Source organism: Pedobacter jeongneungensis, assembly GCF_039538295.1.
Taxonomy (GTDB): Bacteria; Bacteroidota; Bacteroidia; order Sphingobacteriales; family Sphingobacteriaceae; genus Pedobacter; species Pedobacter jeongneungensis.
The window spans coordinates 365,858-380,082 of sequence record NZ_BAABBY010000006.1 but is presented as its reverse complement, the minus strand read 5'-3'; the positions used below and the strand labels follow the sequence as shown (position 1 = coordinate 380,082).

Here is a 14,225-nt window from a genome sequence, read left to right as displayed (position 1 = left end):
GGCCGGTAATCTTAGGGTTATCGGCTTTTTTATGCGATCGTCATCTCGACCGAAGCAACGCGAAGTGGAGAGATCTAATAGGTGAAGTAAATTGAAAAATAGATTTCTCGGCTGCGCTGCACTCCGCTCGAAATGACGATCTTTCATAGCTTATCGTTGCAATGAAATAACTAGATACTCACCATCGCCTTAATCACCCCATTTTTAGGGTTCAGCCAACTTTTAAATTCATCTTTTACTTCTTCAAAATTAACCTGATGAGTGATGTAATTTGTTGGATTTACCAAACCGGCTTTCATCGATTTAATAACATGTTCAAAATCTTCGGTTGTGGCATTTCTGCTGCTCATCAGGGTAGATTCCCTTTTATGGAACTCAGGATGATTAAAGATTAAATCGCCTTTTTGCAGACCAATTAACACAAACCTTGCGCCGTGGGCCATATAATTAATGGCATTGTTAATGGCTTTTTGATTACCTGTAGCGTCGATTACAACCGTTGGCATATCGCCATTGGTAATCTCGCTCAGTTGTTGAGTAACATCATTAGAAAGTGCATTTACCACGTGTGCAACATTTAATTTCTCTTTACAGAAGGTCAAACGGTCTTCATTAATATCAAGTGCAATCACGTTTGCGCCAGCTATCCTCGCAAATTCCATGGTGCCTAAACCAATCGGTCCCGCTCCTATAACGAGCACAAATTCGCCCGGCTGAACATCTGCCCTGCGTACGCCATGTGCGCCGATGGCTAAAGGCTCTACTAAGGCAAGTTCATCAAAACTTAGTCCTTCTCCGTGTAACAGCGTTCTTGATGGCACCTGCAAATATTCACGCATGCCACCATCAACATGTACACCGCAAACCTGCATTTTTACACAACAATTGGGTTTATTCATGCGGCACGCAATACATTCACCACAGTTAAAATATGGAATAAATGTAACAGCCTCTCCTATTTGAAAACCATCGGCTCCATCGGCCTCTACCAATTCGCCGGATAATTCGTGACCTAAAATGCGTGGATAATTAAAAAATGGCTGCGTACCTTCGAAAGCATGTAAATCTGTTCCGCAGATACCTATCCTCTTAATTTTTATGATGGAATGATCTTTTTTTAATTCAGGTTTTTCCGTTTCCGAGTATTCAAAAGTGCCCGGAGTTGTACAGGTAAGGGTTTTCATTTTTATTAATTTTTTAATTTTGAATGATAGACTGAGTGAATGTTAAATTAGAGATAATTGACTGGCAAAATTTAAATTATTAATTTAGGTTTGCATTCAATCATTCAAAACGCTGTCATTCAGTCATTTTTCATTTTATGCGTTTGCTAAAGCCCTGTCCAGATGTACATAACCGCCATCAACATGGATAATTTGTCCCGTGGTATGGCTCGATTTGTTCGACATTAAAAAAGCAGTCATATTTGCAATTTCTTCTGCAGTGGTCATCCGGTTTTCCAATGGGATTTTAGAGGTAATTTCTTTTAATTTTTCTTCTGCATGATCAAGGGTTTCTATCCAGGTTTCGTAGGCTGGTGTCCAGCATTCGGCAACAACTACTGCGTTTACGCGAATGCCATATTTTAAAAGCTCAACGGCCCACTCGCGGGTTAAAGCATTTCTACCACCATTCGCTGCTGCATAGGCCGAGGTATTTCCTTGTCCGGTTTCAGCTGTTTTCGAAGTGATATTTACAATGGCGCCTTTACTTTTAATCAGTTCGGGCAAGGCATGATGCGCCATTAAATAATAATGAACCACGTTTTTATGTAGCGAAGCCATAAAGTCCTTATAGTTTCCACTTTCTAAACCAACACCATCATTCACGCCTGCATTGTTCACCAAACCGTCTATCCTGCCAAATTTTGCAATAATATCTTTAACAACTTTTTCGCAATCATCCGGACTGGAAAGCTCAGCCACAAATTGTTCTGCTTTTTTGCCTTGTGCCGTAATTTCATCAACCACTTTCTGGTTATCTTCTGCTTTTCTGCCCACAATTACTGCAATTGCATCTTCTTTGGCAAATACTTCTGCAATGCTACGGCCAATGCCTTTTGCTGCACCTGTGATGATGATCACCTTTTCTTTTAATTGTAAATCCATGTTTTTTTTAATTAGTGAATGATTGATGGATTAAATGATTGAATGTAAATTTCCACTCCATCATTCAAAATCCACTCATTCTATCATTTTTTTAGTTAGTGAATGAGTGTTGGATCAAATGATTGAATTTAAATTTTTATCTATCATTCAAAACCGACTCGTTCTATCATTTTTTTTAATTAGTGAATGAGTGATGGATCAAATGATTGAATGTAAATTGTCACTCCATCATTCAAAATCCACTCATTCTATCATTTTTTTAATTGGTGAATGAGTGATGGATCAAATGATTGAATGTAAATTGTCACTCCATCATTCAAAATCCACTCATTCTATCATTTTTTTAATTAGTGAATGAGTGATGGATCAAATGATTGAATGTACATTTTCACTTCATCTTTCAAAACCCACTCATTCTATCATTTTTTTAGTTAGTGAATGAGTGATGGATCAAATGATTGAATGTAAATTTTTATCTATCATTCAAAGCCGACTCGTTCTATCATTTTTTTTAATTAGTGAATGATTGAGTTTTTGAATGAATGAATGTTTAAGCGCTATGCAAATGCCCTCATTAAGCCATTCAATCATCCTGTCATCCAATCATTTTATTGATCACGTCCTTTTTCCTCGATTCGGGGATAACTTTTAAATCTATTAATTTTCCATTTTTTAATTGTCCTTCTACAGTGGTTTGATAAGGTGCGTAAAGTTTGAAATGCACATCCCAATCTTTAGGCCAGGCCGGGAACAGATAGATTTTTTTGCCATCTGCCTGCATCAGCATTTCCTGTAAACCGATCATGCCTGAACCTCCCCAGTTATGATCTGGCGTCCAATCGAAACCTGGTCCCCAGAAAGCTGGAAATCTTCTTCCTGAATCTTTTAGTTTCGCAGTGGTTAATTTTGCTGCTTCATCGGTTAAACCTAACCTTGCTGCGAAAATATTATCCTGTTTCCATCCTATAAAACTGCGGAATTTAAGCACATCGGTATCGTATTTATAAGTATTGATGGCGGTGTCTAAACCCGGTTTTCCGATGCCGTAAATTCCCCATGGATAAACAGGATATAACTGCGGACTTTCTGTATTATTGATCCTTTCCCAAAGTTTTGCCGGAGCAATGGTGGTATATCCATTGAACGACCTAAAATTAATGGATGGAATGGTTTTTAACATCGCGCTCCATTCTGTTTTTTGTTTTTCAGATACATTGGGAAGCTCCAGAAGCCTTTCCAAAACAGTTTTTAAAGCAGCAATGGTGGATGTTGAATTATATGCCATTTTATAGGTTTCTGCACCGGAACCCGGAAATAAAACCAAATGACCGTCAGCATCTAAAGCTTTTGCGCCCCGTTGTTTGGCTAAATAAGTGTAATGTTCTTTAAAAAAAGTTAAGGAACTTTCAATCAGTGGCAGATAATTTTCAATGTTTGCACCATTATACCTTTCGGTTTCTAAAATCATCATACAGAACTCTAAAACGGTATCCCATTCATATTCTAACCAGGCATTATATTCCATACCTTTATTGAAATCTCCAGGACGTTTCCAGCCATATTCAGCGGGATTGGGTAATCCGAAATTTTCCAATTGTTCGGTAAAACTTGCACCATTGTGCCCCCAGGCAGATTGTGTTCTGATTTCCGCATTCTTTAATAAATTGAGGTAGAAATCGAATTGAGGCTTCATCATTTCAAAATCGCCACTTTTTAGCATTGGCCAATAAACCAAACGCTGGTTTTGTGCAGTGTGTGTACCACCTCCCCAATTCCTGAAATCTGGTGTGTATTTCAGAGCGGTATCCGTAAGTTGGGGATCGAAAGTGAATAAACCACCATTAAACTTTGTAGGATATTTGCCAAAGGCATTGCAGCCCAGCATGTACCTGAACAACTGATAATTTTTAGACGATTGATTGGCCAGTTCATCCTTCGAATTAATGAAAATAAAACTCTTTTTCCAATAGTTATTCCACCAATTTATGCTTGCTTTTTGGCTGTTTTTGTTGTTTATGGCTTTTAAATTAGTTTCCCAGTCCTGTATTGATCCGGTTGTTGCCGTATTCAAAATAATGGTGAGTTTTGTAGAGCTGGAAGGTTTTTTACTTTTTAAAGTCCAGGCTTTAAAAGGCGTACTTAAATAGATTCCATCATAATTTCCTGCCGGAATCATGTTGTTGCCCTGTATTGAACCGCCAAAAACCAGGTTATTTAAAGGATTGAACAATTTAGATTTTTCAGCCTCTAAACCCTGCTGTTTTACAGTTACATCGAACACGGTTTCAGGTTTATTCTGATGGTAAAACTGAACGGTGTTGTTTTTAAAGGCAATTTCATCTTTTAAAGTTTTTACGATCCCTTGTGGCGCCCATTTATAAGAATTCTGGTTATTTTCTTTGCCTTTGGTGATCCGGTCTTCAAAACGCCAGCTTTCGTAGGCGGCCTCTGTGGTGATTTTTTGGTTTGATTTAACCTCTAAATGTATAACAGGGTTAAAAACATCTACCCAGACCTTAATTTTGGTATTTAACTTACCATTCGAGCCTGAAATTTGAGCATAACCGTCTTTCAAGATCAGCTCTTGTTTAAAGGTATTTCCTTCGAAAGGGTTTGGGGATAATTTGAGTTTTACACGGCCAAGTTTTAGCAAGGTATTGTTCTCATCGAAAGTGCCGCTTTTGGATAGGTAAAGATAGATATTACCATTTTCAACCCAGAGGTTTAGGCCAATATCACCACCGCCAACAGGCATTGATTCTGCTGAATTGTTACTTTGTGAGGTCCACACCAAGTTGTTGCTTTCTTGTGAAAAAGCATCTGAAGTGATTAACAACAAAGGCACAAACACAAGGAAAAGGTTTAGTGCTTTTAAGTACTTGTTTTTTGACCATATAAGACATATAAGAACATTTAAGCTCATGGTGCACATACTTAGTTTCCTTTGTGCCTTAATGGTTAATTTTTTAGCGTGTGTAGCGTTTAACCACCTAAGATACCTGAGCACACCTGAGGCATGGCTCAAAAAAATTGACCATATCAGGCATATAAGAACATTTAAGTTCCTGATTAAAATACTTCGTGCTTTTTGTGTCTTTTTGGTTAAAATCATATTAATTCTCCCAATCATCAGTGCGGAAAGAAGAAACAGGCAAGCCATCATTTCCAAATAAATCGCCAGTTACAAAATCCTTAAATGCATAACGCACAGCTACCGGAACTTTTACCTGATCTGCTGAAACGGTAATACTGCTTCCGGTTATGGTTGCTTTTGCAGGGTAGAATTTATGGTCTGCCCCTGCTACTTCAAATAAACTCAATTCTTTCCCGAATGAAGTTAAGCCATTTGCCACATTTTGAAATTTTATAACTGATTTATTTTTATCTACCGTGAAGGAATCATAAGTTGGGCTTAAGGCCCCAAAACCTTTTATACCATACGTTTGGGCCAAAGCCAGGTAAGCTAAACGGATTCCGCCCTGTTTTTTATGAGCCGGATGGATAGATTTTTCTTCGCCGATATCCATTAAAACCGCCATCCCCGAATTTAGGATTTTAGTTAGAGATCTACGCTGCGCATCCCTTAAAAATGCCGAATTATATTTTCCTCCGACGTGATAAGGTGGCAATTGTGCATAATTATAAGGTGCGATTTGCGCGTAATAAAATGGAAAATCGCCATTGTCCCAGTTTTTTCTCCATGAGGCCACCATTGCGGGAAATAAATCTTCGTAACGGTCTGCACGTTCGTAATTTGATTCGCCCTGGTACCAGATGGCTCCTTTAATGCCATAACCGATTACGGGATAAAGCATGCCATTGTATAAGGTAGTTGGCGTTCTGCTTACTTCTCTTATGGTGTCGGTTTTTGAAGGGATTTTAATTTCAAGAAATGTTTTTAAATCCTCCGGCGACATCCAGGCTTCTATTGTAGATCCGCCGTAGCTGTCGTTGATGATCCCGATGGGTACGTTTAACATTTCGCTCAATAATGAACCGAAAAAGTAGGCAGTAGCACTAAAACCGGAAACAGTTTCAGGCGCTGCTAATTTCCATGGAGAAGGTTTGCTGTTTTCTTGTCGTTCGGTGATCGAAGAACGCGGAACGGTATAAAGCCGGATGTTTTTATTGGTTGATTTCAGAATTACCTCATTTGAACCGATTACAGGCTGACTTTTAAAACCTTTCATGGGCATTTCCATGTTCGATTGTCCGCCACAAAACCACACTTCTCCGATTAATATATCAGTTAAAATGAGTTTCTCTCCATCATTTAGTTCAATTTCGTAAGGTCCGCCGGCGGTTGGTGTAGAAACTTTTACTTTCCATTTTCCGTTTTGATCGGAAGTAACGGTATAATTCTGCTTATTCCAGGAGGTATTGATTTTTACTTTAGCGGATGGTTTGGCCCAACCCCAGATGGCCACATTGCTTTGTTGTTGTAAAACCATGTGATCGGTAAAAATGGAGGCAGGTTTTACGGTTGCTGAAGCGATGAGGCAACAGGTTAGGTTCAGGAATATGATGAGTTTTAGTTTCATTTTTTTTGTTCTTTTAGTAATCGTCATCTCGACTGAAACGTAGTGAAATGGAGAGATCTAACTTGAGACAGATCTCTCCGCTCCACTGCGTTCCGGTCGAGATGACGAAGATGACAATATTACCTACTCACAGGCAACCAAACCGACATTTCTGAATGGCCACGGTTTCCCCAGGCGAAATATGGCACCAGTTTTATTTCCGTTTCTGTGTTTTTGTTGTCAATTGGTTTGTAGAGTACATTTTTCCAGTTATTCGGCTCCACTATTTTTGCATTTCCAACTAAACTCATCATTTCGGCCCCATCAATATTAATGGCTTTGGCTTCGAATTTGGTTGAAGTTGGTATAAAGGCATTAAAAATACTTTTGTCAGGTAAATCCGTCGATTCTAAACAATACACAATGGGGCCGCGTTTTACCGCAATCTGATTTCTGTTTTCTTCTACCAATGGGTTTGCTTCAATCAAAGTAGCCTCCATGGGAAGGTTTAATTCTATCACATCACCCTTTTTCCAAACGTGGTTGATTTCTGCATAAGTGCCGGAAATGGCCTTAACATTTTCAATTTTTCCGTTGATGCTGATCTGCGCATTATGCGTCCACGATGGGATTCTTAAAAATAAGGAATAAGCTTTATTTCCTGTTTCTTTAATGGTGATTTTGATCTTTCCATCCCAGGGATAATTCGTTTCCTGTGTTAACGAAACTTTTCTTCCATCAGTTAATGCAGTACTTAAGTTATTACCACCATATAAATTAAACCACAATCCCTTATCAGAAATATTGTAAGCGTAATCACTTACTTCGGCGATGGTTCTTACCACATTTGGCGGACAACAATTTGATAATGCAATGTAAGGAACACGATCTTTCGACCAGCGCTGTTTAAAAGGTAAATCATCTGATTGCGCCAGTGGATTGGTGTATAAAAAGTTCTTTCCATCCAGGCTGATTCCAGATAGAACGCTGTTGTGTAAAGCCAGTTCCATTACATCGGCATATTTTGCATCGCCCGTAATCTGTAACATCCGCCAGTTCCAGAGAACGTTACCGATATTGGCGCAGGTTTCGTTATGTGCTGTGAAATTTGGCAACTGAAAATCGCGACCAAAAGCCTGATGGATTTTTTGTACATCAGCTGGATTATAAGAGGTTCCATCCGGCGAAGTGCCGTCATAAAGTGAACCACAGCCTCCGGTTATGTACATTTTATGCTGATTTACGTCATCCCACATTAAATTCAGGGTTTTTAAGAGTGAATCTTTGCCCGTTTCGGCATAAAGATCGGCTACCCCGGCATACAGGTAATTTGCACGCACGGCATGCCCCATTGCCTTGGTTTGTTGTAAAAAAGGAATCCGGTCCTGGTTATCATCGGTACCATCATCAATTTTTCCTTTAATGGCGATTAAATGTTGAGCCAGTTCTAAATAACGTGGATCTTTTGTAGTACGGTACATTTCTACCACCCCCATATAATGCGAAGGACAAATGGCGTTTCTTGCCAATGTTGGCGAAGCCGATTTATAGAAATTATACAGGTAATCGGTTGCTTTTTTTGCAATGTTAAGCAATGTTGTTTTTCCGGTTGCACGGTAATGGATACAGCCAGCCGTCATTAAGTGGCCAATATTGTATGATTCGAAGCTCAACCGGTCTTGAAATTGATTTTTAGAACCTGTTTTACGTTGCTCAATCATTGCTTTAGTATAAATATAGCCGTCTTCGCGCTGCGATTTACCAATTACGGCAATGGCTTTATCCATCATTTCGTTCAGCTTCGGGTTTTTGGTTGAGGCGTATAAAACCGCCACGGCCTCCAAAGTTTTGTAATAATCGCCGTCATGAAAAGAAGGTCCTGCGTGAGAACCTGTATCCAAACCTGCCGCAATTCTAAAATTCTCAAACGCATGACTGATTTTTGGATCGTTATAAATGGCCCACATATTCGGCACCATCGTTTCGGTTGCTACTTTAAAACGGTCGGCCCAAAATCCTTTTGTCCAGGTTACATCCGTCATGTTGATGCTGTGCAGTTTAGCGTAGGGTGAATTTGAATTATTAACCAAAGCTTTATCCTGCGCTTTTGAGTTTAAGCTTATAAAAAGAATAACGCCAATAATCATCCGGACTCGTAAACTCTGAAACGCAAAAAAATCGGTCATCTGAAGTAGTTTTATCATTATTTGTTCGTTTTACCTGAAATGTTACCAATATAATTTATCACCAAAAGTGCTTAAATTCTGAAGCGTGGGTAAGGGTCTTATCATTATTTTCTTTGTTTTTTTCCTGGCAACTTTTCCAGGATCCAGTGATTCTAATGTTTCTGTTCTCGTGCCTGCCACAAGATCGAATACGGTTTCGGTTGTTGCGTTTTGCCCATCATACACTACGCTGGAGATTTTAATCAATTGGAAAATTCCGTTTTTATAAACGAATTTGTGTTCGTACCGAATATCATTTTTTTCAGCGCTCATTAATAAAAATCCTTTCTCAATAAAAAAATCAGGGATGCTATTTTTAGTATGTACACCGTTTACATATTGCGGTTCAATTACATCCGTTGAAGAGAAAACCAGTTTGTATTTCTTATTGGGCTGTAAAAAGAATATTTGGAGCCTTAAGGGCACGGATGCTGAAATCGTATCCATCGTAATTACCGTTTTATCAATTAAACCATCTTTATTCAAATCGCCCTTTTCTAGTCGGATCTGGACATTAAAATTATCCTTTACTTTCTTTTGTTGAGCGTAAACAACAGTTTGAACCATAACCAGAAATAGTACAATTATTTTTTTCATTTAGTAAATATTAAATTCCGATCATTCTTCCATTTGTATTACCACTGGCCCTAATAATCCAGCAGGATTTAAAGCTTTACCTTCCAACCGGAAAGGTGCTGTGGTTTTCGTTAACCTTTTATCTTCAGGTAATTTGCTATCACCAATCAGTCGGTTTGCCCAGGTATTGGTGATTTCGATTTCGATTTGGTTATTACCTTGTTTTAATGCTTTTGTGATTTCCAAACGGTGCGGAGCAGTCCATAAAGTACCGCAGTTGATACCATTGATTTTTACTTCAGCAATGCTGGAGAATTCGCCTAATTCAATCCACATTTTATCCCTTTTGTTTCCTGTGAAATTGAAATTTTTAGTGTAAACAGCAGTTCCGGAATAATATTTAACCAAACTATCAGGATTTTTTGTCCAATCGGTTAAATCATTAAAAATGACCGGTTTTGAAGGCCCGGCATAAGTGGTATCGAATTTTGCCTGCCAGGTTTTTGAAATATCCTGAACGATTTTGAAGTTTGGCCAGTTGTTGCTGTTTTTAAATTGTGATTTAGATATCCGTTTTTCAAAAATGACAAATAATGATTCATTAGGAGCCATTTGTAAATTAATCATGGTATTGGTTTTATACATCGACCAATTTTTTAATTCAATAGTTTGGTCGGTTACAGCGTTATAAATAACAGGTTGCTTTCCCGAAACCCGAAACCAAATCCTTAAGTCTCTGGTGCTCCCTAGCTGATTTGATATGAAATAAATATCCTTTTCGGCAGATTTTCTATGAGTATATGTGAGTTTAGTCGCGTATTTTGCCTTTTGCTCAATGGCATAAAAATCACGTTGCACATTCATTTTTTCAAAACTATCACCATAATACGGAGCTTTAAAGATCACCCCTTTCCCTAAATCTTTGGTTTCTATAGGATGTATGTCATTATAAATCTGGCTAAAACTCCCGCCCCATATTTCTTCAACAATTTTATTAAAATCAATTTCGTTAACCTGTTTTAAGTCATTCTGGTACAGTGGTTTATCTCCAATGATTATTTTAGCGCCCGCTTTTACCAATGCTGAAAGTTTTTTAACGGTTTCATAGCTCATATACTGGTAATTCGGGTCCATTTTCATATTGCCAGGAAAAACCAATATTTTATATGTTGCGCCGCTTCCGAAAACCACATTTCCGTTTTTTACTGTTGCTGTGGTTAATACATCGGGATTAAAGCTATCGTAAGCATAACCACGCAAAGGATTTACCCAGTTTTCGGGATCGGCCATGTTTGCCGAATGGGTAACACCGGAAGGAATTTGACGCAATGGCTCGCCCACATTTGCCAAACGTTTCTTTTCAGCTTCTACTACCTCCTCACCAAAAATACCGGGCAGGGTTTCGACCAAGCGATCGGGCAAAACGGAACGCCTTGGTAGTTCCTCGCCGGTAAAAACGGCAATATCTACAACGGGTTTTCCCTGTTGAAGTAGATCTTGAGTGCGTTCTGCATAGTCTATCCATGCTTTTCCGGCTTTCCACCAGGTTTGATCGCGCTGGAAATATAAACCTACACCGTCCAAAGTCATTCCCGGTTTTCTATCTGTCCATGGATTGTGTGTAAACACGTGATAAACCAATTTATTGATGCCCAGCGCGTAGTTGCGGTCTTGCAGGGTTTTCATATTGGCCGGGCTTTCGTTCCAATCCATCCTTACGGTGGTAAAAGCCTCAGCCTGGATGATATTTTTGCCATAAATATGTGCTCCCGAAATCGCATCAAGCATGTCGTTCGGTTTATCGTGTGTGGGGCTGTTTAACCAGAACTCGCCCATCGGTACATCAACGGTTTTATAATGCAGTAAACCATCGCTCATCATGGTTGGCGCTATACTTTCGGCGGTAAAAGTAAACCCTTGCTCCTTTGTCAGTTTTGCCAGGGTTTTATAAAACTGATCGACAACCAGTTCTGAAATGGTTTTTCTAACATCGTAGAGAAAGCTTTCGGAAACCGAGGTACTTTCTACAGGCAAGCCCGTCATTATTGGCAAATAAGGTGTTAAATCATAACCACGACGCTTTAAAAACTCGGCTTTAAATACCGGCGACCAGTTCTGACTGCCGCATTCCCAGCTGTCTACATGAAAAATGCTTAAAACCTTCTTAGCGATTTGCGGTCCGCCGTGTTTTAACGCTTCGCCATACCAATTGTTGAACTGTAATTCGACGGCTTCGGGATTAAATTTATCGCATTCTAAGCCCATTCCGCCCCCACCAGTTGCATTGCTATGTCCGGTTGAGGTGTGCCCAACTCTTAAAATTGTCCAGTTGTCTTTTGGTGCTTTCCAGTTTAAGGTGCCATCAGGATTTAATTTATCTGTTAAGTTGAGGATCTTATTCAATGGTACGCAAAGGTTTTTAGCAATTTCAGCTTCTGTACTTCTTTTGCTGATCCGCCATACCGAACCATTTTTTCCTTCGAATTGGTTAATTTGTGCTTCGGAAGATAGTTCGAGATTGACCAGTTTTAAAGAAGGTTTCCATTTTGCGGCGTCTAAATCCTCTGATCCCGGTTCTGAACCTTTTTTATCGTAAATAAACCTGAAAAATTTTGCGGTGGTAGGCACAATGGAATGGGTAACATCTTCATCAGTATCCTGCCAGCCATGTCGCGGGGCTTCCAGTCTGCCGATTGCACTGAAAACCTTGCCATCATCGCTTACCTCAATAGCTAAACGCTGCGCCTGATAGTTATTTCCACTTACTTTGATGGTTATAGTTCTGCAGGTAAAAGGTTTTTCAAATTCGTATTGAATGTAACATGGCTCATTTGAACCAAAGTTTTTCTTATTTCCCGGTTGCACCAAGCCAGTGGCATCAGCACCATTACTGGCTGTAATTTTTGGAATTACGGTTCGTGTTGAAACACCCTCGCCAACAGGTGAAGGATAAGCATAAACTGCAATATCTTTATAATAATTCTGTTTAGATTCTGGTTGAGTTAAAGAGATCTTATTGTCTGTATTACTGATATTTACTTTAGACCAAACTACTTTTTGCATCGATAGTTCAGGTGTAATCCACGGACCACCGGCCAGGGCAAAACCATCACTTACATGCATGCCCAGTTTCAGGTTTAAGCGTTTGGCCTCGCTCATGGCAAACTCAACCATCTGCCACCATTCTGGTGTAAGCTGAACGGCAGGCGGTGAATAAACTGGTGTTTTATCAGGTCCCTGAATGCTCATTAGATAAGCTCCTGCAATTCCGTTGGCCTTCATGGCTTCCAGATCGGCCGTTATGCCAGCCTTAGAAACTGCTCCTTTTACCCAATACCAAAATACCCAGGGTTTTGCATTTTCGTTTTCCTGCGCAGAAAGGCTTACTGAACAGTGAAGACTCAACAATAAAACAATCAATATTTTATTCAACCTATATTTCATTTTTTACTTTTTCTCTATTGGATTGCTTCGTCGTGCCTCCTCGCAATGATGTTAAATTTTATTTATGTGCGATTTTATAACCCCTTAAACTGAAATAAAGGATAACCAGGAAACATACCAGCGGAATGCTGTAGCCGATCTGGATATTATCGCCATACATATCAATCAAACTGCCCATTGCAAAGGGTAAAATTGAACCCCCTACTATGGACATAATTAACCATGATGAGCCTGGTTTCGTATCGTCACCAATGCCATCAATACCCAGCGCAAAAATGGTTGGAAACATGATTGACATAAAAAATCCGATAGCGCCCAGGGCATAAACCACATAAGAACCTTTACCTAAAATGGCTACCAGACATAAAATGATTGATATAATAGCATACACTGCAAGCAATTTATTTGATGATATAAACTGTAACAGCGCTGTGCCTGCGAAACGCCCTGCAGTGAATAAAAATCCATAAACAACCAGATAAGAGGCCGCCGTTTTCTCATCAAAACCTCCGCCCTGTTGCGCCATTCTGATAAAAAAACTCGTTACACAAACCTGAGCGCCTACGTAGAAAAACTGGGCCACAACTGCCCATTTCAAATGTTTGTGGCGTAATGCTCCAAAAAAACTTCCTTTTGCTTCACCATCAATGCTTTTAGTTTTAATTTCAGGAAGATGGATAAAGAAAAAGATTACTGCAATAACCAATAAAACTACGCCTAAAGTGATGTATGGCAGCTTAACTGATGCTGCTTCTTCCAAAAAATATGTATTTCTTGCGGTATCGGCCATAGCGGCCAGTGCTTCTTTACTGTGCGATTTTCCTGAAAGGATAAATAATCCGCCGATCATGGGAGCTACCATGGCAGCCAGGCCGTTAAAAGACGCGGCTAAATTTAGTCTGCTGGTTGCTTTTGCCGGATCGCCCAGCACTGCTGCATACGGGTTTGCCGATGTTTCGAGCATGGTTAAACCGCAACCGATAATAAATAAGGCAATCAAAAATGTGATGTAAGATAAACTGTTGGCTGCTGGTACAAATAAAAATGCGCCAAATGCAAAGGCTAACAAACCCGAAATCATAGTCGCTTTATAACCCCACTTTTTCAAAATCATTCCGGCAGGTATAGCCATTAAAAAATAGGCAAAGAAAACAGAGGTATCGATTAGCGTTGATTGCCGGTTATTCAGGTTGCAGGCTTTTTTAAGGTGCGGAATCAGGATGGAATCGAGGTTATGTGCCATTCCCCACAGAAAAAATAAGCTTATTACGAGTATAAACGGTAATAAATATTTTTTGCCTGAAGATGGATCGCCCTGGGTTATAGTTTCTGGTTGTGTGTTGTGGTTCATT

8 protein-coding genes are annotated in these 14,225 nt (G+C 39.5%); all 8 read right to left on the bottom strand.

Annotation, left to right across the window (positions count from 1 at the left end; all coding sequences use genetic code 11):
• Window positions 1–170 precede the first annotated feature (170 nt).
• The 8 genes from ABD769_RS13845 to fucP all read right to left on the bottom strand — a co-directional run bounded on the left by ABD769_RS13845 (window position 171) and on the right by fucP (window position 14,224).
• On the bottom strand, window positions 171–1,184 hold the full coding sequence (locus ABD769_RS13845; RefSeq protein WP_344852011.1) for a zinc-binding alcohol dehydrogenase family protein: 1,014 nt from the start codon (window positions 1,182–1,184) through the stop codon (window positions 171–173).
• 135 nt (window positions 1,185–1,319) lie between these two features.
• Window positions 1,320–2,108, bottom strand: coding sequence for an L-fucose dehydrogenase (locus ABD769_RS13840; protein ID WP_344852010.1), 789 nt, complete (start codon window positions 2,106–2,108; stop codon window positions 1,320–1,322).
• A gap of 595 nt (window positions 2,109–2,703) precedes the next feature.
• Window positions 2,704–4,959 carry a DUF5703 domain-containing protein gene (locus tag ABD769_RS13835; RefSeq protein WP_344852009.1) on the bottom strand — a complete coding sequence of 752 codons (2,256 nt, stop codon included), beginning with the start codon at window positions 4,957–4,959 and terminating at the stop codon, window positions 2,704–2,706.
• 262 nt (window positions 4,960–5,221) lie between these two features.
• A complete protein-coding gene (locus ABD769_RS13830; protein WP_344852008.1) occupies window positions 5,222–6,649 on the bottom strand; it encodes a sialate O-acetylesterase in 1,428 nt (475 codons plus the stop codon).
• A gap of 119 nt (window positions 6,650–6,768) precedes the next feature.
• Window positions 6,769–8,832 (bottom strand): aceric acid hydrolase, encoded by a 2,064-nt coding sequence (locus ABD769_RS13825; protein WP_344852007.1) that lies wholly within the window; start codon window positions 8,830–8,832, stop codon window positions 6,769–6,771.
• Between the two features lie 24 nt (window positions 8,833–8,856).
• Window positions 8,857–9,450 carry a hypothetical protein gene (locus tag ABD769_RS13820; RefSeq protein WP_344852006.1) on the bottom strand — a complete coding sequence of 198 codons (594 nt, stop codon included), beginning with the start codon at window positions 9,448–9,450 and terminating at the stop codon, window positions 8,857–8,859.
• A gap of 21 nt (window positions 9,451–9,471) precedes the next feature.
• Entirely contained in the window at window positions 9,472–12,873 is a 3,402-nt protein-coding gene (locus ABD769_RS13815) for a glycosyl hydrolase (protein WP_344852005.1), read from the bottom strand.
• A 58-nt stretch (window positions 12,874–12,931) separates the two neighbouring features.
• Window positions 12,932–14,224, bottom strand: a complete 1,293-nt coding sequence (fucP, locus tag ABD769_RS13810) for an L-fucose:H+ symporter permease (protein ID WP_344852004.1) — start codon at window positions 14,222–14,224, stop codon at window positions 12,932–12,934.
• Window position 14,225: the final 1 nt, after the last annotated feature.